This window comes from Actinophytocola sp., from assembly GCF_036378875.1.
In the GTDB taxonomy this organism is placed as follows: domain Bacteria; phylum Actinomycetota; class Actinomycetes; order Mycobacteriales; family Pseudonocardiaceae; genus Actinophytocola.
Genome location: NZ_DASUVO010000101.1, coordinates 301,920 through 323,696, shown reverse-complemented (window position 1 = coordinate 323,696; position 21,777 = coordinate 301,920). Strand labels below are relative to the sequence as shown.

The 21,777-nt window shown below is 68.3% G+C and carries 23 protein-coding genes and 3 tRNA genes; 18 read left to right on the top strand and 8 right to left on the bottom strand.

Going from position 1 to position 21,777, the window contains the following annotated elements:
* Positions 1 to 70: 70 nt before the first annotated feature.
* The gene (locus VF106_RS30710; RefSeq protein WP_330843359.1) at positions 71 to 1,270 is read right to left on the bottom strand and encodes a L,D-transpeptidase; all 1,200 of its coding nucleotides are present in this window, start codon (positions 1,268 to 1,270) and stop codon (positions 71 to 73) included.
* A gap of 353 nt (positions 1,271 to 1,623) precedes the next feature.
* On the opposite strand from VF106_RS30710, the gene VF106_RS30705 reads away from it, so the two are divergent.
* Positions 1,624 to 1,827 (top strand): cold-shock protein, encoded by a 204-nt coding sequence (locus tag VF106_RS30705; RefSeq protein ID WP_133905397.1) that lies wholly within the window; start codon positions 1,624 to 1,626, stop codon positions 1,825 to 1,827.
* Between the two features lie 83 nt (positions 1,828 to 1,910).
* On the opposite strand, the gene VF106_RS30700 is transcribed toward VF106_RS30705, so the two are convergent.
* Together VF106_RS30700 and VF106_RS30695 are read right to left on the bottom strand one after the other, a co-directional pair.
* On the bottom strand, positions 1,911 to 2,198 hold the full coding sequence (locus tag VF106_RS30700; RefSeq protein ID WP_330843358.1) for a hypothetical protein: 288 nt from the start codon (positions 2,196 to 2,198) through the stop codon (positions 1,911 to 1,913).
* Between the two features lie 440 nt (positions 2,199 to 2,638).
* The gene (locus VF106_RS30695) at positions 2,639 to 2,851 is read right to left on the bottom strand and encodes a heavy-metal-associated domain-containing protein (protein ID WP_330843357.1); all 213 of its coding nucleotides are present in this window, start codon (positions 2,849 to 2,851) and stop codon (positions 2,639 to 2,641) included.
* A gap of 383 nt (positions 2,852 to 3,234) precedes the next feature.
* Here VF106_RS30695 and VF106_RS30690 point away from each other — a divergent pair, with 383 nt between their 5' ends.
* On the top strand, positions 3,235 to 3,483 hold the full coding sequence (locus VF106_RS30690; protein ID WP_330843356.1) for a hypothetical protein: 249 nt from the start codon (positions 3,235 to 3,237) through the stop codon (positions 3,481 to 3,483).
* A 122-nt stretch (positions 3,484 to 3,605) separates the two neighbouring features.
* Positions 3,606 to 3,681: transfer RNA gene (locus tag VF106_RS30685), tRNA-Glu, on the top strand.
* Between the two features lie 43 nt (positions 3,682 to 3,724).
* Here the strand turns inward: VF106_RS30685 and VF106_RS30680 are convergent.
* The 5 genes from VF106_RS30680 to VF106_RS30660 all read right to left on the bottom strand — a co-directional run bounded on the left by VF106_RS30680 (position 3,725) and on the right by VF106_RS30660 (position 7,327).
* A complete protein-coding gene (locus tag VF106_RS30680) occupies positions 3,725 to 4,192 on the bottom strand; it encodes a hypothetical protein (RefSeq protein WP_330843355.1) in 468 nt (155 codons plus the stop codon).
* Between the two features lie 133 nt (positions 4,193 to 4,325).
* Positions 4,326 to 4,832, bottom strand: a complete 507-nt coding sequence (locus tag VF106_RS30675) for a YbaB/EbfC family nucleoid-associated protein (protein WP_330843354.1) — start codon at positions 4,830 to 4,832, stop codon at positions 4,326 to 4,328.
* A 13-nt stretch (positions 4,833 to 4,845) separates the two neighbouring features.
* The gene (locus VF106_RS30670) at positions 4,846 to 5,295 is read right to left on the bottom strand and encodes a hypothetical protein (protein ID WP_330843353.1); all 450 of its coding nucleotides are present in this window, start codon (positions 5,293 to 5,295) and stop codon (positions 4,846 to 4,848) included.
* Positions 5,292 to 6,974 (bottom strand): WXG100-like domain-containing protein, encoded by a 1,683-nt coding sequence (locus tag VF106_RS30665; protein WP_330843352.1) that lies wholly within the window; start codon positions 6,972 to 6,974, stop codon positions 5,292 to 5,294. The genes VF106_RS30670 and VF106_RS30665 overlap by 4 nt, the downstream gene beginning before the upstream one ends.
* On the bottom strand, positions 6,971 to 7,327 hold the full coding sequence (locus VF106_RS30660; RefSeq protein ID WP_330843351.1) for a hypothetical protein: 357 nt from the start codon (positions 7,325 to 7,327) through the stop codon (positions 6,971 to 6,973). The genes VF106_RS30665 and VF106_RS30660 overlap by 4 nt, the downstream gene beginning before the upstream one ends.
* A gap of 174 nt (positions 7,328 to 7,501) precedes the next feature.
* Between VF106_RS30660 and VF106_RS30655 the strand changes: the two genes are divergently transcribed.
* The 15 genes from VF106_RS30655 to VF106_RS30585 all read left to right on the top strand — a co-directional run bounded on the left by VF106_RS30655 (position 7,502) and on the right by VF106_RS30585 (position 21,761).
* Positions 7,502 to 7,575, top strand: a tRNA-Asp gene (locus VF106_RS30655).
* Positions 7,576 to 7,732: 157 nt separating this feature from the next.
* Positions 7,733 to 7,806, top strand: a tRNA-Phe gene (locus VF106_RS30650).
* Between the two features lie 92 nt (positions 7,807 to 7,898).
* Complete coding sequence (locus tag VF106_RS30645) at positions 7,899 to 8,789, top strand: hypothetical protein (RefSeq protein WP_330843350.1); 891 nt, start codon at positions 7,899 to 7,901, stop codon at positions 8,787 to 8,789.
* Between the two features lie 329 nt (positions 8,790 to 9,118).
* A complete protein-coding gene (locus tag VF106_RS30640) occupies positions 9,119 to 10,594 on the top strand; it encodes a sugar transferase (RefSeq protein WP_330843349.1) in 1,476 nt (491 codons plus the stop codon).
* A gap of 2 nt (positions 10,595 to 10,596) precedes the next feature.
* Positions 10,597 to 11,823, top strand: coding sequence for a class I SAM-dependent methyltransferase (locus VF106_RS30635; RefSeq protein ID WP_330843348.1), 1,227 nt, complete (start codon positions 10,597 to 10,599; stop codon positions 11,821 to 11,823).
* Complete coding sequence (locus VF106_RS30630; RefSeq protein ID WP_330843347.1) at positions 11,820 to 12,602, top strand: sugar phosphate nucleotidyltransferase; 783 nt, start codon at positions 11,820 to 11,822, stop codon at positions 12,600 to 12,602. Before VF106_RS30635 ends, VF106_RS30630 begins: the two co-directional genes overlap by 4 nt.
* Positions 12,599 to 13,243, top strand: coding sequence for a PIG-L deacetylase family protein (locus VF106_RS30625; protein ID WP_330843346.1), 645 nt, complete (start codon positions 12,599 to 12,601; stop codon positions 13,241 to 13,243). The genes VF106_RS30630 and VF106_RS30625 overlap by 4 nt, the downstream gene beginning before the upstream one ends.
* A 4-nt stretch (positions 13,244 to 13,247) precedes the next feature.
* Positions 13,248 to 14,270: an NAD-dependent epimerase/dehydratase family protein gene (locus VF106_RS30620; RefSeq protein WP_330843345.1), complete on the top strand. Its 1,023-nt coding sequence runs from the start codon at positions 13,248 to 13,250 to the stop codon at positions 14,268 to 14,270.
* Positions 14,270 to 15,529 (top strand): DUF4910 domain-containing protein, encoded by a 1,260-nt coding sequence (locus tag VF106_RS30615; protein WP_330843344.1) that lies wholly within the window; start codon positions 14,270 to 14,272, stop codon positions 15,527 to 15,529. The genes VF106_RS30620 and VF106_RS30615 overlap by 1 nt, the downstream gene beginning before the upstream one ends.
* A 67-nt stretch (positions 15,530 to 15,596) precedes the next feature.
* Entirely contained in the window at positions 15,597 to 16,793 is a 1,197-nt protein-coding gene (locus VF106_RS30610) for an MATE family efflux transporter (RefSeq protein ID WP_330843343.1), read from the top strand.
* A complete protein-coding gene (locus tag VF106_RS30605; RefSeq protein WP_330843342.1) occupies positions 16,790 to 17,725 on the top strand; it encodes a glycosyltransferase family 2 protein in 936 nt (311 codons plus the stop codon). The genes VF106_RS30610 and VF106_RS30605 overlap by 4 nt, the downstream gene beginning before the upstream one ends.
* The gene (locus VF106_RS30600) at positions 17,722 to 18,894 is read left to right on the top strand and encodes a polysaccharide pyruvyl transferase family protein (RefSeq protein WP_330843341.1); all 1,173 of its coding nucleotides are present in this window, start codon (positions 17,722 to 17,724) and stop codon (positions 18,892 to 18,894) included. Before VF106_RS30605 ends, VF106_RS30600 begins: the two co-directional genes overlap by 4 nt.
* Positions 18,891 to 19,487 carry a dTDP-4-dehydrorhamnose 3,5-epimerase family protein gene (locus VF106_RS30595; RefSeq protein ID WP_330843340.1) on the top strand — a complete coding sequence of 199 codons (597 nt, stop codon included), beginning with the start codon at positions 18,891 to 18,893 and terminating at the stop codon, positions 19,485 to 19,487. The genes VF106_RS30600 and VF106_RS30595 overlap by 4 nt, the downstream gene beginning before the upstream one ends.
* Entirely contained in the window at positions 19,444 to 20,742 is a 1,299-nt protein-coding gene (locus VF106_RS30590) for a glutamate-1-semialdehyde 2,1-aminomutase (RefSeq protein WP_330843339.1), read from the top strand. Before VF106_RS30595 ends, VF106_RS30590 begins: the two co-directional genes overlap by 44 nt.
* Positions 20,743 to 20,885: 143 nt before the next feature.
* On the top strand, positions 20,886 to 21,761 hold the full coding sequence (locus VF106_RS30585) for an LLM class flavin-dependent oxidoreductase (protein WP_330843338.1): 876 nt from the start codon (positions 20,886 to 20,888) through the stop codon (positions 21,759 to 21,761).
* Positions 21,762 to 21,777: the final 16 nt, after the last annotated feature.

The following is a 21,777-nucleotide window of genomic DNA, read 5'->3' as shown; positions in this document are numbered from 1 at the left end:
TAGATCGGCAGAGGTGTGGCCCTGTCGCTCGGCTGAGCAACAGGGCCACAAACCTCAGGACTTCTGGATGTCAGGCTGCGGTCTTGGCCAGCCACTCGTCCCAGGACAGCGCCCAGTCGTAGTAGTCCCCGTCCTCGGGACCGAGCTTCTGGGTGCTGCCGGTGATCTCCACCGGGTCGCCGACCTGCGCGATGTCGAAGTAGATCCCGGCGTTCTTCGGGGACAGGTTGACGCAGCCGTGTGACACGTTCTGCTTGCCCTGCGCCCACATCGAGTCCGCGTACCCGTGGATGAACTCGCCGTTGTTCGAGATCCGCACCGCGTACGGCACCTCGACGTCGAAGTAGTCGTACTTCGGGTTGGTCATCTTGTAGGTCCGGTGCTTGGACATCACGAGGTGCGTGCCGCTGTTGGTGACCCGGCCGGGGTCGGACTCGAGGCCGAAGCTCGCCGGGTAGTCCGCGATCTGGTTGCCGTCCTGCAGCACCTGGATGCGGTGCGTCTGCGTGTTCGCCTGCACGATCTGGGAGCGGCCGATCGTGAAGTTGGCCGTCCGGTCCTCCGCGCCGTACTTGCCGTCGCCCAGCGCCGTGCCGTACAGCTTCGCGGTCAGGCTCACCTGCGTGTTCGGCGGCCAGTACTCCTTCGGCCGCCAGTGCGCCGTGCGGTCGTCCAGCCACGCCCACGCGCCCTCGACCGGCACGGAGGTGGTCACGGTCATCGCCTTCTGCACGCCGGCCTTGTCGGTGACGTCGCGGTCGAACGTGACCGCGATGGGCATCCCGACGCCGTAGGTCTTGCCGTCACCGACGTTCAGCGACGCGTCGACCGTCCGCGCGGGTGTCACCGTGGTGAAGGAACCCGAGATCGGGGCGGACTTGCCGTCGACGCCCTTCGCCGTGCCCGTCCACGTGTACGTCTTGCTGTAGCCGAGGGGCTCGCCGACCGTCCAGGTCGTCTTGTCCGGCGACAGCTGGCCGACCACCTGCTTGTTCTCCGGGTTGGTCAGCGTCAGCGACTCGATCGTGCCGTCCTGGACCGCGACGTTGATCGGCGCCGTCGGCGAGACGTCGGCTGTGCCTGAAGCCGGGTTAAGTGTGATCTTCGCCGGCGGCTTGGGCGCGGCCTGGCCGGACGGGCTGTCCACCGATCCCGCACTTTTGTCGGCTCCCTCGTCGCCGCCGGAAGTGCACGCGGTCAGGCCAAGGATCGCCACGATCCCGGCCGCCAGCAGTGCCTTCGGCAGCCGTCTTGCCTTGCGTTCACCCACGTTTGTCCCCCTGTCGAACCACCGCGCCGTTCTCACATGCGTATCGACGCCTCTTGGTCAAGATTCGTTGGCTCGATAGCGTGTGAGGCAGATCACAAGTGTTCGCCCGGCTACAGCCTGCGGAGATCGAACCGTAGGTGTAATCAACCGTGTGCAAGTAGTAGTGCTGACAGTGGTTGTCGCGCTACGCTCTGCCGCGCAGGCCGTGGTTTCTGTGTTCGTGCTTTCACGCTCGCGGAACGAAAACGCGGGCGTGTGCCGCTCTCCCGCCGAGGTTGGTGGAGGCAGCGCCCGAGGGGCTGCCGGGGTTGCACGGTGTAACCCCATGCTGATCCTGCGATGGAGGCAGGCGGATGGCACAGGGCACTGTGAAGTGGTTCAACTCTGAGAAGGGCTTCGGCTTCATTGCCGTCGACGAAGGCGGCGACGACGTCTTCGTGCACTACTCAGAGATCCAGGGCAAGGGTTTCCGCACCCTGGAAGAGAACCAGCGTGTCGAGTTCGAGGTCGGGCAGGGCACAAAGGGCCCCCAGGCGACGAACGTGCGCGCACTGTAGGTAGCTCACCGCAGAAGGGCCCCGGTCGGGTGCGACCGGGGCCCTTCTCGTTGCGGTGACTGGGTTGTCCGGGGCGGGGTTGGTCAGCGGCGACGCAGCTGCTGGGACTCCCACTCCAGGCGTTGCATGATCCATTCCTGCGCCAGCGCGAGTGGCGAGGTCTGGTTGTGTGCCGCGATCTCACGGAGCTGCTCGTTCGCCATCAGCGACAGCCGCAGCTGGTAGACCTGCGACCCACCGAAGCGGCGGCCGGTGCCGGTCGTCTCCGCGTCGCCCTCGGGGGAGAGGGCGGCCAGGTACGACTCGAGCTCGTGGTCTGGAAGGTGCTGCTCTTCCAGTTCGCCCTCGGTGCGCTGGATTTCAGCGGTCACGTCGGCATCGGCCGACTGTTTGTCGCTGGATCGACTACGTCCGGTGAAAAGCACCTGGCGAGGATAACGAAAAGGTTGCGGTGTTACCAGCAAGGCAACCCAACTCACAGGTTGGCGTCGTGTAGGAGCTGGGCGAACTGCCCTGCAGACATGGAGAGGCCCCCGCGCCAGGGGGAGGAACGCGGGGGCCGGAGGGGATCTCCACAGGCGCTGACCGGGGGTGTGTCAGCGAGTTGATTGTTGCACGCGTGAGCGGCTCGTGCGAGGGGGCGAAGGTGAAAATCTCTAGAGAACTATTCACCGAGTGCCCGCGGTCGAGCTGAACTCCTCACTCTGGGGTAGCCCGACCAGGTCAGATGTTCGAAGAGGCGGCCGTTGGTTCCTGACGTTGCGCGCTCACGGGGCGCCTTTGTGGACAACTGCCACTCTTTCAGGGCAAGTCACTGCGCGAGGCGGTGGCCGGCCACCGCCAGGGCGGCCGCCACCCTCGGCAGGCTCAGCTCGTCGGCGCTCGCGACCGTCACCGAGCCGGTCGTCAGGTTCACCGCCACATCCGTGACGTAGTCGAGCCCGGACAGCTCCTCCGTGACCGACGCGGCGCAGTGATCGCAGGTCATACCAGCGACCCGGTAGACGTTGTAGATCGTGTGCATGGGCACTGCTGTGGGTTCCTTTCTCCCCGCTGAGCCTTCGCCCTATGCCTTCGTCGTCCTGGGTCGGGCCCTTGAGGGCCGAGGCGTCCCCCACAGGGGTCGGTTTGCCGGAGTGGTCATTACCGCAGGTCACGGGCCATTCGAACGGGTGTAGCCCGACCGGGGGCGCCCACTCAGAGATGCACGCCGTCCCTCCACTGTGACCGCCTGCGGCCATTCGGGTGATCAGCTGCCAGGCGCCAAGAACCCCGGAACGCGCGCGACCGGGTACACCCCCAACTCTGACTACTATCCGTGGGGGGCGGGATTCACTCCTCGGGGGGCTGTGGTGGGTGCCCTCCGTCTCATAGCCTTCCCCGAAACCTGATGGTCGGGGAGGCGACATGAGCGGCCCAGTCGAAGTTCGTGACTTCCTCTTGCAGCACGACAACCGGGACACTGCCCTCAACTTCGGAACAGGTGGGGTGCCGGCCCAGCGAACCGGCGAAACCTCACGCGTGTCCGAGGAGCAGGTGCGGCGGGCCCAGCTCGCCGTGGCCCGCAGCGCCCAGAGCGTCGAGGACTGCCGAGAGCTGCTGGACATGCTGGGCCTCGTGCCCGGAGAGGACGGTGAACCGCCGGTCCGCCGCTAGGACGGCCCGTCGGCAGTGGTGGTAACCCGGGTTTGTCGAGGTAGGGGCACTTCCCCAGACCCACTTTGTGGGGCCGGGGACGGGTGTCATATGCTTTCGGTGCTCCAAAGCGGGCAACCCGGGCTCCCATCGTCTAGCGGCCTAGGACTCCGCCCTTTCAAGGCGGCAGCGCGGGTTCGAATCCCGTTGGGAGCACCATCCCCGTCAGGAAACACGTCTCCGGTGTCTTGTTCCCGGGAGTTCAGTGTGTTGGTGGGAGCCGCAACATTTTTCGGAGCCAACCACTCGTGGAGAGCCTGGCCCAGGAATGTGCGAAGCGGGGGAAGAAGAACAGGACCCCGAGCACAGCGATGAACAACGGCACGACAATCAGCGGTCCCCGCGTGTAGCTGGCGACGACCCGTGGTGTGCCGGTCATGAGCGCTACCGGCTGATCACACGTGATGGTGGCGGTGCTGGTGAAGTCGGGAGACCTCGGGTCGCCGATCGTTAGGAACTGGTTGCGTCGGGTCGGCCGGCCTTCGGGTGTCAGCGTGCAGGTCGCCGTGGGATCACCCGTGTTGGGCTTGTTGGGGATCCGGTCGAGCATCATGGTTTCGCCGGCTGGCCAGATCGCCTCCTGGCCCGGCCCCGCGGGCGGAGCGTTCGACACCATGATCGCGCCCACGCCGAGCATCAGTACGGTGCCCGCCAGGCCACCGATCCGCATGCTCCAGGCCGTGCGGCGTAGCGGTTTGCGGTCCTTGGTCAGGACTCCTCCTGTCGACCTCTCGGTGACGGAACGTAGCGCCTCAGAACTTAGAGCACTCGAGAGGTAGTCAAGACCAGGGGTGCGCGCGGGCCTACACGTCTTTCAGGATCGCTACCTCCTCGTCCCACTGCTCTTCTCCGCGGTTTCTCGTGCGGTGTGGGCGTGTTGGACGAGGTGGGGTGCGGATCGCCGGGATGGCGGGGGTTTCCGCGGCGTTGAACCGGACCTCGTCCGGTTGCCAGCCCGGTTGTTCTGGCACGGGAGGCGGCTCCGGAAAGCGTCGGCGGGCGTCGGCGACCAGGAGGTGTGTGTTCGGGTCGGTGTCGCCCACCGACTCGGTCATGGCCTGTTTCAACAGGTTCGGGATGCGGGCCTGGGCGCGGCGCACGCAGTCCATCACCTGGGCCGCCAGTTCGGGTAGCGGCTTCGGTTGGCCTGACTCCGTCAGCTCCAGCCCGGTCAGCAGACCGTTGGACGACACCGTCACCCGGACCGCGCCGTCGCGGGACGTCTCGGTGATCGACAGTTGCGCCAGCCGCTCGCCCAGGTTCCGGTACCGCTGGGCGTTCTCGGCGACCTTCGACTGCCAGTCGGACATCCGTCCTCCAAAGCTAGTGCGGCCAGGTGAAGGTGAGGGTCACGATGGCGGGAAGGGCCTCGTCGAAGGAGCTGACCAGCTCGATGGACGGTAGGGCGCCGCCGATCGGGGTGGCGTCGAGTGCGGTGGTGGTGGCGGGTGCCTTTATGTTCGGCTGGTTGGTCAGCCAGGTGTCGAGCCGGCCCGTCTGGATGTCCCACTGCCTGGCCAGCCGCGTCACCCGTTGCCGGGCGTCCGCCGCGGACTCGGGTGGGAAGAACAGGTCGAGACCGGTCAGGGTGTCGGCGTCGCGGCGGCACAGGACCCTTGCGACCTGGTCGTCGAAGGTTCGGCCGCCCGGCAGGGTGATCACCGCGCGGACCGGGCCGTCGACGGAGTGGGCGGTGAGGTCGTCCGGCCAGTCGACCCGCGCGATCGTGTGATCGCGGCTGAGGTCCCAGACCAGCGTCAGCGGGGCGGTCACGGCACGAACCAGGGCAGTTGGAACCGCTTCGCGGCCTGCTCCAACGGCTCGCCGATGAGCCGGTTCGCCTCCTGCGGGTTCTTCAACAACTCCTGGTACTTGGGCAACATGTCCTTCTCGATCCAGTCCCACCGGTCCTTGAGGTTGGCGACGTTGCCGCCGTGCTCGGAGAACGGCTGGCCGCCCGGTATCGGCGACGTCGTGTTCTTGGAGGTCTCGCTGGTGAACGTGGCACCGTCGGACATCTTGGAGATCGTGTCGTAGTACGGCTGCAGCACGCGACTCTGCTCGCGGAGCAGCAGCTCCTTGTTGCCAGCGGCGATCTGGGCCGCGTCGCCCGAGTCGATCTTCCGCCAGCTGTCGATCATTCCCGGCGGCAGCTCACCGCCGCGGTTGAGCCGTTCGATCCCGGCGAGGCCCTCCTGCCGGTATACCTCGTGCGGGTAGGCCAGGTCCATGAACACCGCCTGGTGCATCTCCAGGAACTTCGTCTCGAACTGCGCGCGCTCCGTTCCGTCGATACCCCGCAACCACAGGTACGTACCGGCGGCGGTGCTCTGCATGTCCTGGAACCCGGCGTAGACGACCACCCCGGCCAGCTTCGCCATCCCCGCCCACTGCAGCTGCGGCTTGTCGGCGTACAGGCCCGCGTAGTACTCGTAGACCTTCTTGACGATCTCCTTGTTGTGCTCGAACCCCTTCTTGGGATCCCAGTCCTCGAGCCGGATGCCGAGCTTCTTCTCGGCCAGCTCACGCGCCCGGTCCGCGCGGCCGCCGGTGCCCGCCCGCCCGTTCTGGGCCAGCACGAACCCGCCGCCCGCGTCGGCGGTGGCGAGTCCACGCGTGTGGCCGCCTTCCGGCGTCCGGTCGGCGACCGTCTCGAAGCCGGCCGCCGCGGCCGACGTCGACCCGTCGAAACCGGCCAGGATCAGGTTCGGATCGCCGCCCGCCACATCGGGTCGGGGCAGGGCCGCCAGTCCCGGGGCCGGTGCGAACGCGAGGGTTTCGCGGACGGCGGCGAGGATCCCGGCCGCCGGTCCCAGTCCGGGAGCGCCGGCGAGCTGCTTCGCGGTCTGCCGCAGCTGTTCCTCGATGCCGGCCACCGGCTGGGCGTACGACTCGACGAGCCGGGTGGCCTCGCCGAGCACCTCGGCGGTCATCCCGCCCGCCGCCGAACTCGCCAGCTGGACGTAGGAGATCAGGTCGTCGACCAGCCGGTCCAGCAGGTCGTTCGCCTGCGTCCTGGCCGAACCGACCGCCTCGCCCATCATCCGTGTCGCCGCGCTTTTCGCCGCGAACACCCGCGCGGCGCCGGCCAGCGCGGCGGCGGTCGTCCGCGCACGTTCGCGGTACTGGTCGGCGGCGGCGCCGTTCCAGTCGGCCTCGTCCGCCCGCGCCGAGCGGACGAGCTGCTGACCGGCCTGCTCGACCGTGTCGGCCGCCCGCTGCCAGGCGTCCGCGAACGCCGCGACCGAGCCGTCCACCACCATCCGGTCGACCGCCTGCTGCAGCGGCTGCACCAACGGCACGAGGTCACCGAGACCGGCGGCCGCCAACCGCTGCACCGGCTTGCCGTCGACCGCACCGGACACCCCGGTCCGCAGTCCGGGCGCGATCCACGAGCCCCCGGAGACACCGGCCGCCAACCGGTCGGCGGCCTCGAGCTGTGGGGCGCTCATACGACCAGCCCCGGCGAGCCGGGCTCGGCCAGCTCGTTGTACGCCGAGCGGCCAGCGGCTTCCTGCTGCTCGTACTCGGTCGCCGTGTCACGCAGCCGGGAACCGGCTTCCGTGAGGGAGTTCATGGCGGCGACCACGGTGTCCAGGCCGGCCGTGCCGAGCCGGTCGAGCACGGTGACCGCCTCGGCCGCCGGCTCCCCGAAGGCGTTGGAGGTCAACGCCACCGAACCGGCCGTGTCGGCGGCCGTCCGCAGCTCGGCCAACACGTCGCCGACCTTGCGTGCCTGCTCGGCCAGTGCTGAAGCCGACGTCGTGTAGCTCTCCCGCATGAGCACCTCCGGAAGGACCGTCACCCACAACGATGACGCAACCACCGAACGTGACGTTCATGATTCAGGGCAGATTCGGCTGAACAGCGCAGAGCAGGCGCCCGCCAGCTGGCTTCACGTCGGGATGCATCCCCCCAAAAATCATGAAGTCCCCGTCTGCTAAGGTTCCTACCGTTGGTCCAGCACGGACAACAGCATGGCCCTGTGGCGCAGTTGGTTAGCGCGTCGCCCTGTCACGGCGAAGGTCGCGGGTTCGAGTCCCGTCAGGGTCGCGAGAGCTCCAGGTGATCTGTGCCTGCCGAAAGCGCAGGCCAGATCGCTCTCGTCATAATATTGGGGGGCCACCCCCCCAAACCCCCCGGGTGACGGTAGCTCTCGACCCAGCGTGGTTGCGTTGGGATGTGAGATCCTTCGGATCCTGCTTGGTTTGGCCAGGTAGCTCAGTTGGTATGAGCGACCGCCTGAAAAGCGGTAGGTCGGCGGTTCGATCCCGCCCCTGGCCACAAGGTTCAGCCCCGTCCGGTTCGGTCGGGGCTTTCTGCTTGTTGGGGACGACTTCCGCACAGGGTGAGCCGCGACCGCTAGGGTCGCGCGGGTGCGTACCTCTTTCGGGACCATCCTCGTCGTTCTGGGGTTTCTGCTCGCCGCTCCCGCGGTGGCGGCCTACGCGCTCGTCGGGGAGGTGACCGACGAGCAGAGCTACCTCGCCGCGGTCACCCCGCTCGCCGACGACCCGGACATCCAGCAGGCCGTGGCCACGCAGATCAACGACGCGCTCACGCCCAAGGTGCCGGAGGCCGCGCAGGACTTGGTCAGGCAGAGTGTCGACGGCTTCGTGGCCAGCGACGACTTCAAGCAGCTCTGGCTCAACGTCAACAAGGAGGCCCACCCGGAGGTACTCGCCATGCTGCGCGGCGAGCAGACTGGCAGCCTCAGCGTCCAGGACGACGCCATCGTGCTCAACCTCGGGGACGTGGCAGCACAGCTCAAGCAGCGGATGATCGCCGAGGGTGTGCCGCTCGCCGACCAGATCCCCGCCATCGACGCGTCCGTCCAGTTGATCTCTCGGCCCGCCGTCCGCCAGTTGGTGCCCGCGTTCGACCTGCTCGAGACGCTCAGCGTGCTGTTGCCGGTCCTCGCCGTGATCTTCCTGCTCGGCGGTGTGCTCCTGTCGGCCCGGCGCGGGCGGACCATGGTCGTCGGTGGCATCGGGCTCGTGGTGATGATGCTGCTGCTCGTGCTGTTCGTGTTCATCGCCCGCAGCCAGGTCGCCGCGCAGAGCTCGCAGCCGGAGCTCGCCGGCGCCTTCTACGACGCGCTCACCAACGAGGTCATGATCATCGCCTGGATCGTGTGTGCCGTTGGCGGGGTGGCCGTCGTTGCCGGTGGTTTTCTGGCCGCCGCCCAGACTCGTCGGATGGCTGCCGCGGCACGGCCGCGCCGGGCGCCCGTCGACGCGCGGTCACCGCGCCAGTTCGGTCGGTGAGCGGAGCGTCCAGCTACGGCAGAAGAATGGTCTTGGTAACGCAAACGGAGCACTCGGTTACTACCTGATCACAGACCAATTATGAAACTGTCCTGGTAACGCTGGTTACCGTGCTCGGTGACCAGATGTGATCTCCAATCTCGCGCACAGAGATGTCTCACTGTCCGTGTAACGGCTGCCCGCCTACCAGCGAATCAGAGGACGCGGCCATGGACCGGTAGGGGCAATCCGATTCGTTGGGTCGCAACGAAATTCGTCCATTTCTGGGCTTACGGGGACGCCCAACAACCCGCTGTGCGCGCGTGCGCGCATGGCGTGGGGGGACCACGATGCGTGACCAACAGCTACGCACCTCGCGGCGAAGATCGGTCATACTGCGGGGCCTCAACCGTTCGACCCAACCACCCGTCAACAGCTGGGAACCGCGTTACCGCCGCTACGTGATCACCAGCGACGTGCTGGTCACGCTGCTGACGAGCCTCTGTGTCGGCGGGCTCGTCAGTACCGGCGGGGCGGCTCTGTTCAAAGATCTGACCCTTGGCTTCCTGACGGTGATCACCGTTCTCTGCTCTCTCGCCATGAACCGGGCGTGGCACCCCACAGTGCTCGGACAGGGTGCCGAGGAGTACGTCCGCCTGGGCCGCGGCATGTTCGCCGCCGCCGTCGCGCTCGGGCTCGCCGGGCTCGCCACCGGGGTCGTCTCGACCCGGCCGTGGGTCTTCGTCGTCATCCCGGCGACCGCGGTCGTCGGACTCGGCTTCCGCTACCTGTTACGCCAGGTCCTGCACCGGGCACGGTACGAGGGCGAGTGCCTGCTTCCGGTGATGGCCGCCGGGAGTGTCGAGACAGTGCGGGACCTGATCAAACGCACCAAGGACGCACCACACGTGGGATGGCGTGTGGACGCCGTGTGCACCGTCGACGGCGAAGGGGTCGGCGGCATGGAGATCGACGGCGTCTCCGTCATCGGCACCATCGACCAGCTCGCCGATCATGTCCGGCGCGGCGGGTATCGGATCGTCGCGGTGACGTCCGACTCCTACTGGACGCCGCGCCGCCTGCAGCGGCTCGCGTGGCAACTGGAGGGCAGCGGCGCCGAGATGGTCGTGGCACCCACGCTCATGGAGGTCGCCGGTCCCCGCCTGCACGTGAGCGGCGTGCTCGGCATGCCGATGCTGCGGGTCAGCGCTCCGGCGTTCACCGGCATGCGCCGCGTGGTCAAGGGCGTCATGGACAAGGTCGGCTCGTTCGTGCTGATCATGCTCGGCCTGCCGTTGATGATCACCGCCGCGCTGGCGATCATGGTCGACAGCCGCGGCCCGGTGTTCTACACGCAGAAGCGGGTCGGCAAGGACGGCAAGGAGTTCACGATCGTCAAGTTCCGCACGATGGTGCGGGACGCCGACCGGATCAAGAAGCGCCTCGCGGACGTCAACGAGGGCGCCGGCGTGTTGTTCAAGATGCGTAAGGACCCGAGGGTGACCCGGGTCGGCTCCCTGCTGCGGCGCTACTCGATCGACGAGCTGCCGCAGCTGTTCAACGTGCTCTCCGGCTCGATGTCCCTCGTCGGGCCTCGGCCGCCGCTGCCGGAGGAGAGCGCCCGCTACGAGCCGGACGTGCGGCGCCGGCTGCTCGTGAAACCAGGTTTGACCGGATTGTGGCAGGTCAGCGGTCGTAGCGACCTGTCATGGGAGGAGGCGGTCCGCTTGGACCTGCGATATGTGGAGGACTGGTCGCTCGCGATGGACGCGATGATCCTGTGGAAGACCTTCCGAGCGGTGCTCGGCGGTCAGGGGGCCTACTAACCATGAACTGCCGTCTGTGTGGCTCGACGAACCTCGCCAGCGTTGTCGATCTCGGCGCCACCCCACCGTGTGAGCTGTTCCTGTCGCCCGACCAGGTCGACGAGCCGGAGATGACCTACCCGTTGCACCTTCGTCTGTGCACGGACTGCCTCCTGGCGCAGCTACCGCCGTTGATCACCCCCGAGGAGACGTTCACCGAGTACGCGTACTTCTCGTCGTACTCGACGAGCTGGGTCGAGCACGCCAGGAAGTTCGTCGACGAACAGATCGCGCGGATCGACCCCAAGTTCGTGGTCGAGGTCGCGTCCAACGACGGCTACCTGCTGCAACACGTCGTCGAGCGCGGGATTCCGTGCCTTGGCATCGAGCCGTCGGTCAACGTGGGCGCCGCCGCCCGCGAGAAGGGCGTGCCAACGCTCACCGCGTTCCTGACGCCCGAGATGGGCGAGGCGGTGCTCGCCGAGCACGGGCCGGCCGACCTCGTGGTGGCCAACAACGTCTACGCCCACATCCCCGACGTCGTGGGGTTCACGAAGGGCCTGCGTGCGCTGGTCGCCGACGACGGCTGGGTGTCGATCGAGGTGCAGCACCTGCTCACGCTGATCGAGCTCAACCAGTACGACACGATCTACCACGAGCACTTCCAGTACTACACGGTCGCCTCCGCACAGAAGGCGTTGGCCAGCGGCGGTCTGTCGCTTGTGGACGTCGAGCTGGTCCCGACCCACGGCGGCTCGATCCGCCTGCTCGCCCAGCCGGCCGAGACCGCGCCTGAGCCGACGCAGCGGGTGCTGGACGTGCTGGCCCGCGAGAAGGCCGCCGGCCTGCACGAGCTGGCCGGCTACACCGAGTTCGCCCGCCGTGTCGCCGGCGTCCGCCGCGACCTGCTCGGGTTCCTCGTGGACGCCGCGAACGGCGGCAAGACCGTCGTCGGCTACGGCGCCCCCGGCAAGGGCAACACCCTGCTCAACCACTGCGGCATCCGGCCGGACCTGCTGGCTTACACGGTCGACCGCAACCCGTACAAACACGGCCGCTTCACACCCGGCACGCGGATCCCGATCCTGCCCCCCGAGCAGATCGCCGTGGACAAGCCGGACTACGTGCTGGTCCTGCCGTGGAACCTGCGCCAGGAGCTGACCGCGCAGCTGTCGTACATCGGTGAGTGGGGCGGCCGGCTCGTCTTCCCCATCCCGCACCTGGAGATCGTCGAGGTGAATCCCTCATGAAGGTTGTGCTGTTCTGCGGCGGCTACGGCATGCGGATGCGCAACGGCGCCGCCGACGACGTGCCCAAGCCGATGGCCATGGTCGGGCCACGCCCGCTCATCTGGCACGTGATGCGGTACTACGCCCACTTCGGACACACCGAGTTCATCCTGTGCCTCGGCTACGGCGCCCACCACATCAAGCGGTTCTTCCTCGAGTACGAGGAGACCACCTCCAACGACTTCATCCTGGAGAACGGCGAGGCACGACTGCTGTCCACGGACCTCGCCGACTGGAAGATCACGTTCGTGCAGACCGGCATCGAGGCGGCCATCGGCGAGCGCCTGCGCCGGGTACGCCCCTACCTGGACGGCGACGAGATGTTCCTCGCCAACTACGCGGACGTGCTGACCGACGCCCCGCTGCCGGCCATGATCGAGCGGTTCACCGCGTCGGACGCCGGCGCGTCGATGATGGTCGTGCCGCCGCAGTCGTCGTTCCACTGCGTGGAGATGGGCGAGGACGGCCGGGTCGGCGCGATCACCGCGGTCAGCGAGATGCCGATGTGGGAGAACGGCGGGTACTTCGTGCTGCGCCAGGAGGTCTTCGACCACATCCCCGAGGGTGGTGACCTGGTCGCGGACGGCTGCACGGAGCTGGCCAAGCGCGGCAGGCTGCTCGCTTACCCGTACCGCGGGTTCTGGCAGCCGACCGACACGGTCAAGGAACGCACCATGCTCGACGACGGCTACACGCGTGGCGTACGGCCGTGGGCGCTGTGGGAAAAGGTGCCCGCGTGATCGCACTGGGTGCGCAGGTTCGGTCGGTGGTGGTACTCGGCGCGCACTGCGACGATATCGCCATCGGCGCGGGCGGCACGCTGCTGACGATGTGCGAGGCGAACCCGGGGATCCGGGTCGACGCGCTCGTGCTGTCGGGCGGCGGCACCGACCGCGAGGACGAGGAAAACGCGGCGCTGCGGGCGTTCTGCCCCGGCGCCGACCTCGATGTGACTGTCCACAAGGTACCGGACGGGCGGCTGCCGGCGCACTGGGACGAGGCGAAGTCCGCGCTGGAGGACCTGCGGGCCCGCACGGACCCTGACCTGATCCTGGCGCCACGCACGGACGACGCGCACCAGGACCACCGCGGCCTCGCGACGATGGTGCCGACCGCGTACCGGAACCACCTCGTCCTCGGCTACGAGATCGTCAAGTGGGACGGCGACCTCGGCCGTCCCAACGCGTACCAGCCGTTGACGGCAGGTAATGCCGAGAAAAAGGTCTCACTGCTGCAACAGCACTACGCCTCGCAGCGACACCGTCCTTGGTACGACAAGGAGGCCTTCCTCGGTTTGGCGCGGATCCGCGGTATCGAGTGCCACGCGCAGTACGCGGAGGCCTTCTACGTCGGCAAGATGACGTTCGGTTTGGAGGGCTGACGCCATGCGAGTGCTGCTCACTGGCCACAAAGGATACCTGGGCACGGTCATGGCACCGGTGCTGCGAGCGGCGGGGCACGAGGTGGTGGGGCTCGACTCCGGTCTGTTCGACCGCTGCCTGCTCGGCCCCGCACCGCAGGACCCGCCGGGACACACGGTGGACCTGCGGGACGTCCACCTGTCGCACGTCGAGGGTTTCGACGCGGTCATCCACCTGGCCGCGCTGTCGAACGACCCGCTCGGCGCGCTGGCCCCGGACCTGACCTACGACATCAACCACCGCGCGTCCACGCGGCTCGCCCGCCTGGCGCGGGACGCCGGGGTCAGCCGGTTCCTCTACGCGTCGACGTGTTCGGTGTACGGCGCGTCCGGCGGTGACGGCCTGGTCAACGAGGACGCGCCGCTGCGCCCGGTCACCCCGTACGCGGAGTCGAAGGTCCGCGTCGAGGACGATCTGCACGCGTTGGCCGACGACCACTTCACGCCCGTCTACCTGCGCAACGCCACCGCGTTCGGCTACTCGCCGCGCCTGCGTGCGGACATCGTGCTGAACAACCTGGTGGGCCACGCCTTCCTGTCCGGCGAGGTGCTGGTGCTCTCGGACGGCACGCCGTGGCGGCCGCTCGTGCACGCCGAGGACATCGCGCGGGCGTTCGCCGCAGCGCTGGCAGCGCCACGGGAAGCCGTGCACGACAAGGCGTTCAACATCGGCACCGAGCGGAACAACGTGACGGTCGCGGAGATCGCGAACGAGGTCGTCGAGGCGGTGCCGGGCTCCACGCTGCGGATCACCGGCGAGGCCGGCGCCGACCCACGCTCGTACCGGGTCGACTTCTCCCGCTTCCGCGCCGCGATCCCCGGCTTCGACTGCAAGTGGTCCATCAAGGATGGAGCGCTGGAGCTGGCCGAGGCGTACCAGAAGCACGGCCTGACCCGCGAGACCTTCGAGCGCCGGTTCACCAGGCTCGCCTGGCTGAAGGACCGGTCCGCGGACGGCACGGTCGACGACACGTTGCGGCACAAGTGATGCCTGAGCTGGGCGAGCGGATGCATGCTCTGGTACGGCGGTTGTACCCGCTGTGCCGGAGCATCACCGGCGACGGCGTGCGGGACACCCTGAAGATCATCGGCGAGCACCTTGACCTGGACGTGCACGAGGTGCCGACCGGTGCGCAGGTGCTCGACTGGACGGTGCCGCAAGAGTGGAACATCCGCGACGCCTACATCGCCCGCGACGGCAAGCGGGTCGTGGACTTCCAGGAGCTGAACCTGCACGTGGTCGGCTACAGCGTGCCGGTGCACAGGACCATGCCGCTGCACGAGCTGCGCAGCCACCTGCACACGCTGCCCAACCAGCCCGACCTCGTGCCGTACCGGACCTCGTACTACGCACCGACGTGGGGCTTCTGCCTCGCGCAGTCCACTCTGGACGCTCTGCCGGACGGTGACTACGAAGTCTGTATCGATTCGACGCTGGCCGACGGGTCCCTGACCTACGCCGAGCATGTCGTGCGCGGACAGGTCGAGGACGAGGTCATCGTGTCCTGCCACGTCTGCCACCCGTCGCTGGCCAACGACAACATGGCCGGGGTCGCGGTGGCGGTCGAGCTGGCCCGCTCGCTCGAGAACCCGTACTACACCTACCGGTTCATCTTCGCGCCAGGCACGATCGGTGCGATCACCTGGCTGGCCCGCAACCGCCACCGGGTCGACCGCGTCAAGCACGGGCTCGTGCTGGCCTGCGCCGGTGACCGGGGTTCGTTGACCTACAAGCAGAGCCGCCGCGGCGACGCCGAGATCGACCGGGTACTCGAGCACGTGCTCCGCGACCGTCCACACGAGATCCGCGAGTTCTCCCCGTACGGCTACGACGAGCGCCAGTACTGCTCGCCCGGCTTCGACCTGGGTGTCGGCTCGCTGACCCGCACCCCGTACGCCGGCTACCCGGAGTACCACACCTCGGGCGACAACCCGGACTTCGTCACGCCGGAGTCTCTTGTGGACACTCTGGGCGCATGCCTGGAAACGGTCGCGATCCTCGACCGGAACCGGACCTACGTCAACCTCAGTCCGTACGGCGAGCCGCAGCTGGGCAAGCGCGGCCTGTACGAGTCGCTCGGCGGTCGCAGTGACGCGAAAGACGCCCAACTGGCGATGTTGTGGGTGTTGAACCTGTCAGACGGCGAGCACGACCTGCTCGCCATCGCTGACCGGGCGCGGTTGCCGTTCGCCGCGGTGGCTGCCGCCGCCGAGGCACTGCAGACCGCCGGACTGCTGAAGGGCTGATATGAGCGTGGTTCGGGGGATCGCGACGCGCCTGTCCTGGGGACTGGGCGACCAAGCGGTGTCCAGCATGACGAACTTCGCGGTCGGTGTCGTCGTCGCACGCGAGCTCGGCGTGGCCGGCTTCGGTGTGTTCAGCCTCGCATGGGTCACCTACGGCGTCCTGCTCAACGTCTCCCGCGGTCTGGGGACCGACCCGTTGACCGTCCGGTACAGCGGAGTGTCCACAGCGGAATGGCGGACGGCGACGGCCCGGGCCACCGGCACGGCGCTCACCGTCGGTCTCGCGTTCGGTGTGGTGTCCGCGCTGGCGGGCCTGGTGTTCGGTGGTTCGCTCGGCAACGCGTTCGTCGCGCTCGCCGTGGTGGCGCCCGGCATGCTCCTGCAGGACAGCTGGCGGTTCGCGTTCTTCGCCGCCGGCCACGGCCACAAGGCACTCGTCAACGACGTCGTCTGGGCCGTGGCCATGATCCCGTTGCTGTTCCTGGCTTCCCTGCACGGTCAGGTGTGGACCTTCGTGCTGGCCTGGGGAGCCGCGTCGCTGCTGGCCGCCGGTTGCGGCTGGCTGCAGAGCGGGATCATGCCCCGCTTCTCCGGTGTCCGGGACTGGCTGCGGCAGCACCGGGACCTCGGCTCCCGCTACCTGCTGGAGAATGTCAGCAACAGCGGTGCGGTGCAGCTGCGGATGTACGGGCTCGGCGCCATCGCCGGGCTCGCGGACGTCGGCGCCATCCGTGGCGCCGAACTGCTGCTGGGGCCGTTCCTCGCACTGCTCATGGGGCTGAACCTGGTCGCGGTGCCGGAGGCCGCGCGAGTCCTGCGCCGCGCCCCCGAACAGCTGTCCCGGTTCTGTCTGGTCCTTGGCGGTGGCCAGGCGATCGCGGCGGCCTGCTGGGGCGCGGTGCTGTTCGTCATGCCCGACTCCGTGGGCCGACTCGCGCTCGCCGAGGTGTGGGACCACGCTGTCGACCTGATCCTGCCGGTCACCCTGTCGGTCACGGCCGCGGGCGTGATCACCGGCGCTGCCGCCGGTCTTCGTGCGCTCGGCGCCGCCCGCCGAAGCCTGCGCTCCCAGCTCTGGCAGTCGGCCGGCTACCTCGGTTTCGGCCTCGTCGGCGCCACGCTCGGTGGCGCCGAGGGCATGAGCTGGGGTTCCACGATAGCGCTCTGGCTTGGTGCCGCCCTGTGGTGGCTGCAACTACGTGCCGCATTGCGTGATCACATCGGTATGTCCGAACCCGAACTCGCGGAAGTGAGGAAAAGATGACTCCTCGGCTCACTTTGGGCCTACCGGTCTACAACGGCGAGGAGTTCCTCGCGGAGTCGCTTGATGCGTTGCTCGGACAGTCCTACGAGGACTTCGAGCTGGTCATCACCGACAATGCGTCCACCGACGGAACCCCGGAGATCTGTAAGAAGTACCTCGCCATGGACTCGCGGGTCAGCTACCACCGCCTGCCCGAGAACATCGGCGCCGCCGGCAACCACAACTACGTGTTCACGCTCGCGCGCGGCGAGTTGTTCAAGTGGGCGTCCCACGACGACCTCTACGGCGCGACGCTGCTCGAACGCTGCGTCGAGGCGCTGGACGAGCGGCCGGACTACATCCTCGCGCATGCCTACCACGCGACGATCGACAGCCAGGGCAAGATCATCGAGCCGTACGACTACCGCATCCCCACCGACTCGCCGTCCGCCGCGACCCGCTTTCGCGGGCTGCTGTACGCGTCCGGCGGCGACGACTTCTATGGCGTCATCCGCTCTGCCGCTCTGCGTCGCGTCAGGCCACACGGCAGCTACCACCACGCGGACCGCACGTTCGTGATGGACCTCGCCATGCAGGGCCGTTTTCACCAGGTGCCCGAGCTGCTGTACTTCCGCCGAGACCACGAAACCCGCGCGGAGCGGGCGAACCCGAGCGTGCGGAGCCGCTGTGCCAACCTGGACCCGAAGCGCGGCATGGGGTTCAACCCCACCATCCGCCTGCTCGCCGAGTACGCCTGGGGTTACGTGGATCTGATCAACCGCGCGCCGATCCCGGCGGCGGAGAAGCGCAGGTGCTACCGCCACGTGGCCGAGTACCTGTCGAGCCGGGTGACCCGTCGCGTGGTGAGCGCCGACAGCCGGCCGGCGGTCGCCCCGAAGGAGCAGGTGATCAGCATCGACGGGATCGTGCCGGGCCGGCCGGTGCGGCCATGAGGATCGGGCTGTTCGGCCTCCTCGGCACCGGCAACCTCGGCAACGACGGCTCACTGACCGCGGTGCTCGCCCACCTGCGGGCCGAGCACCCGCACGCGGGGATCGAGGTGTTCTGCTCCGGCCCGGACGAGGTCCGTGCCCGGCACGGCGTCTCGGCGATCCGGATGAACTGGTACCGCGACGAGTACACGACCGCCTCCCGGCTCGGCTCGGTCGTCCGAAAAGGACTTGGCAAGGTCATCGACTTCTTCCGCACGGCGAACTGGGTTCGCAAGCAGGACGTGGTGATCGTGCCGGGCATGGGGGTCCTGGAGACCACGCTGCCGCTGCGCCCGTGGGGCTGGCCGTACTCGCTGTTCCTGCTGTCACTGACGGGGAAGCTGTTCTTCACCAAGGTGGTGCTGCTCGCCGTCGGCGCTGGCACGGTCGCCGACCGCGCCAACCGCACGCTGCTGGTCGGCGCCGCCCGCCTCGCCCACTACCGGTCCTACCGCGACGAGATCTCGCGGGACGCCATGGGTGCCATGGGTGTCGACACGTCCCGCGACCCGGTGCACACCGACCTCGCGTTCGCGCTGCCGAACCCGGTGCCGCTGGCGGACCACGGCGTGGTGGGTGTGGGGGTCATGGACTACCACGGCAGCAACACCGACCGCGACAACGCCGAGCGGATCCACCGCGACTACGTGCGGCGCATGACCCAGTTCGTGAGCTGGCTCGCCGAGAACGGCCGGGTGGTCCGGTTGTTCGTCGGCGACCACGTCGACGAGGCCGTGGCCGACCGGATCATCGAGGCGGTGGACTCGCGCGCGGTGTCCGTGGTGCACACGTCCACACTGGACGAACTGTTGCGGGAGATGGCGCGCGTCGACGCGATCGTGGCGTCCCGCTACCACAACGTGCTGGCCGCGGTGAAGCTCGGCAAGCCGACGGTGGCGGTGGGGTACGCGGCGAAGAGCGACGCGCTGATGGCGGAGATGGGCGTCGGCGAGTTCTGCCAGTCCATCCGTGACCTGGACGTCGACCGGCTCGTCAAGCAGTTCACCGTGATGGAGGAACGGAGCGCCGAGCTGCGCGCCGTGCTGACCAGACGTAACACCGAGATGACCAGGCGTGTCGAGCTGCAGCTGGCCGAGCTGTCCGCGATCGTCCGAGGGAGCAGTAGATGAAAGCCATACCGCTGCCGGAGATCGACGGCGCCTACCTGTTCGAGCCGACACCGCACGTCGACGACCGCGGCTTCTTCTGCCGCACGTTCGACAAGGAGGTCGTCCGCTCGGTCGGCATCGACCCTGACTCGTTCACGCAGGACAGCGTCTCGCGGTCGGCCTTCGGCGTGCTGAGGGGCATGCACCTGCGGTCTGGCCTCGGCGAGGCCAAGCTCGTGCGGTGCTCGTACGGCCGTGTGTTCGACGTGATCGTCGACCTGCGGCCGAACTCTCTCACCCATATGAACCAGAAACATCTGGAGCTTTCGGGCGACACACAAGTAACGCTGTATGTGCCGGCCGGTTGTGCGCATGGGTTCCAGGCGCTCACCGATCCGGCGGACGTGTCGTACCGGATCGACCGAGCGCACAACCCGGCCGAGGACGTGACGATCGCGTTCGACGACGAGGAACTCGCGATCCCATGGCCGTTCCCGCCGCTGCGAATGTCCGAAAGGGACAGATCAGCGCCGCCGCTCGCGGAGGCGCTCGGAAGGACGACGATTGATCATGGACTTCACCGCGTCGAACGAGGCGAACAAACGCCTCCATGACATGGTGCCCGGCGGTGCCCACACCTACGCGAAGGGCGAGGACCAGTACCCGGCCGGCATGGCGCCAGTGATCTCGCACGGGCGCGGCGCGCGGGTGTGGGACGTCGACGGCAACGAGTACGTCGAGTACGGCTCGGGCCTGCGCGCGGTGAGCCTCGGGCACGCGCATCCGCGTGTCGTCGAGGCCGTTCACAAGCAGTTGGAGCTGGGCAGCAACTTCGTGCGCCCGAGCAAGATCGAGGTCGAGGCGGCCACGAAGTTCCTCGCGACGGTCCCGACCGCGGAGATGGTGAAGTTCGCCAAGAACGGCTCGGACGTCACGACCGCCGCCGTTCGCCTGGCCAGAGCGGCAACGGGCCGTCAGGTCGTCGCACTGTGCAAGGACCAGCCGTTCTTCTCGACCGACGACTGGTTCATCGGCACGACGCCCATGTCCGCCGGGATCCCGCCGCAGGACCTGGTGAGGACGTTCCCGTACGGCGACCTTGCAGCGGTCTCGGAGCTGTTCGACTCCACGGACGTGGCGTGCATCGTGCTGGAGGCGGCCACGCAGACCGACCCGCCCCCCGGCTACCTCGAGGGCCTGCGCGACCTGTGCACCTTCCACGGCGTGGTCATGATCTTCGACGAGATGATCACCGGTTTCCGCTGGTCCGAAGCGGGGGCCCAGGGTCTTTACGGCGTCACCCCGGACCTGTCGACGTTCGGCAAGGCGCTCGGCAACGGCTTCGCCGTGTCCGCGCTGGCCGGCAAGCGCGAGCTGATGGAACTGGGCGGCCTGCGCGACTCGCGGGAACGGGTGTTCCTGCTGTCGACGACCCACGGCGCGGAAACCCACTCCCTGGCCGCCGCGATGGCCGTGATGGACACCTACGTCGAGGAAGGCATCTCGGAGCACCTCCACATGCTGGGCACCCGCCTCGCGGCCGGGGTCCGGGAAGTGGCCACCTACGCCGGCGTCGGCGACCACGTCGTGGTGCGGGGCCGGGCGAGCAACCTCGTGTTCGCGACCCTCGACGCCGAGGGCAACCCGTCGCAGCCGTACCGGACGCTCTTCCTGCGCCAGCTCATCTCGAACGGTGTGCTCGGCCCGTCGTTCGTGGTCAGCAGCGCACTCACGGACGCCGACATCGACCACACCCTGGAGGCGGTCAAGAAGGCGTGCACGGTGTACCGGCAGGCACTCGACGCCGGCGACCCGACACCGTGGCTCGGCGGCCGCCCGGTGAAGCCGGTGTTCCGCCGCTTCGCCTAGATCGCGGGTTGATGCCGCACTCGCCCGCGTGGCGCCGCTTGTAGGTCCGCCGTTTGACCATGAACGGGCATTCTGTTCGGATGCACACGGCACCTGTTCGCGGTGTGGGATCGACGTGTGGGATCGACGCTGGGAGAAGAGCGATGAGGGCGGGGATCACGATCCTTCCGGAGTACCGCTGGGCCGAGGCGAAGCCGAGGTGGCAGGCGGCGGAGGCGTACGGCTTCGCCCACGCGTGGACGTTCGACCACCTGGGCTGGGGGCCGCTGGTCGGCGGCACGTGGTTCGGCTCGGTGCCGACGTTGAGCGCGGCGGCGCTGGCGACGTCGCGGATCGGGTTGGGCTTCATGGTGGCGTCGCCGAACTTCCGGCACCCGGTGTCGTTCGCTAAGGACGTCACGGCGCTGGACGACCTGTCGGACGGCAGGTTGACGGTGGGGGTGGGTGCCGGCGGGGTGGATGGCTACGACGTGGACGTCTTCGGCGGTACCACGAAGGCCGCGAGCCCGTCGAGGCGGTACAGGGAGTTCGTGGAACTGCTGGACGCGCTGCTGACCACGGACGGGGTCGACTACTCCGGTGAGTACTACATGGCCGTGGACGCCCGCAACGCCCCCGGCTGCGTCCAGCGTCCACGCACCCCGTTCGTGCTGGCCGCGAACGGTCCGAAGGCGTTGGCGCTGACCGCCCGGCACGGCGAGGGCTGGATCACCATCGGCACCGTCCACGACAGCCTGGACGGGTGGTGGAAGTCGCTGGCCGAGCTGTCGGCCCGGTTCGACGAGGCCCTGGCTGCCGAGTCCCGCGACCCGGCCGAGGTCCGCCGCTTCCTCCAGACCGACGCCGCACCGGTCTTCAGCCTGTCGAGCGTCGAGGTCTACCGCGACTTCCTCGGCCGTGCCGAGGAACTGGGTTTCACCGACGTCCTGGCGCCGTGGCCGCGGCACGAGGGTCCGTTCGCGGGTGACGAGGCGGTCCTCGACACCGTGGCCACGGACGTCCTGCCGACCCTGTCCTGACGCCGGGTTGTCGGAC

What these genes read in the sequence shown, in the direction of transcription:
- VF106_RS30705 (WP_133905397.1), top strand. Translation starts at nt 1,624, where the DNA reads ATGGCACAGGGCACTGTGAAGTGGTTCAACTCTGAGAAGGGCTTCGGC.
- VF106_RS30695 (WP_330843357.1), bottom strand. Translation starts at nt 2,851, where the DNA reads ATGCACACGATCTACAACGTCTACCGGGTCGCTGGTATGACCTGCGAT.
- VF106_RS30690 (WP_330843356.1), top strand. Translation starts at nt 3,235, where the DNA reads ATGAGCGGCCCAGTCGAAGTTCGTGACTTCCTCTTGCAGCACGACAAC.
- VF106_RS30680 (WP_330843355.1), bottom strand. Translation starts at nt 4,192, where the DNA reads ATGCGGATCGGTGGCCTGGCGGGCACCGTACTGATGCTCGGCGTGGGC.
- VF106_RS30675 (WP_330843354.1), bottom strand. Translation starts at nt 4,832, where the DNA reads ATGTCCGACTGGCAGTCGAAGGTCGCCGAGAACGCCCAGCGGTACCGG.
- VF106_RS30665 (WP_330843352.1), bottom strand. Translation starts at nt 6,974, where the DNA reads ATGAGCGCCCCACAGCTCGAGGCCGCCGACCGGTTGGCGGCCGGTGTC.
- VF106_RS30640 (WP_330843349.1), top strand. Translation starts at nt 9,119, where the DNA reads ATGCGTGACCAACAGCTACGCACCTCGCGGCGAAGATCGGTCATACTG.
- VF106_RS30635 (WP_330843348.1), top strand. Translation starts at nt 10,597, where the DNA reads ATGAACTGCCGTCTGTGTGGCTCGACGAACCTCGCCAGCGTTGTCGAT.
- VF106_RS30630 (WP_330843347.1), top strand. Translation starts at nt 11,820, where the DNA reads ATGAAGGTTGTGCTGTTCTGCGGCGGCTACGGCATGCGGATGCGCAAC.
- VF106_RS30620 (WP_330843345.1), top strand. Translation starts at nt 13,248, where the DNA reads ATGCGAGTGCTGCTCACTGGCCACAAAGGATACCTGGGCACGGTCATG.
- VF106_RS30615 (WP_330843344.1), top strand. Translation starts at nt 14,270, where the DNA reads ATGCCTGAGCTGGGCGAGCGGATGCATGCTCTGGTACGGCGGTTGTAC.
- VF106_RS30610 (WP_330843343.1), top strand. Translation starts at nt 15,597, where the DNA reads ATGACGAACTTCGCGGTCGGTGTCGTCGTCGCACGCGAGCTCGGCGTG.
- VF106_RS30605 (WP_330843342.1), top strand. Translation starts at nt 16,790, where the DNA reads ATGACTCCTCGGCTCACTTTGGGCCTACCGGTCTACAACGGCGAGGAG.
- VF106_RS30600 (WP_330843341.1), top strand. Translation starts at nt 17,722, where the DNA reads ATGAGGATCGGGCTGTTCGGCCTCCTCGGCACCGGCAACCTCGGCAAC.
- VF106_RS30595 (WP_330843340.1), top strand. Translation starts at nt 18,891, where the DNA reads ATGAAAGCCATACCGCTGCCGGAGATCGACGGCGCCTACCTGTTCGAG.
- VF106_RS30590 (WP_330843339.1), top strand. Translation starts at nt 19,444, where the DNA reads ATGGACTTCACCGCGTCGAACGAGGCGAACAAACGCCTCCATGACATG.
- VF106_RS30585 (WP_330843338.1), top strand. Translation starts at nt 20,886, where the DNA reads ATGAGGGCGGGGATCACGATCCTTCCGGAGTACCGCTGGGCCGAGGCG.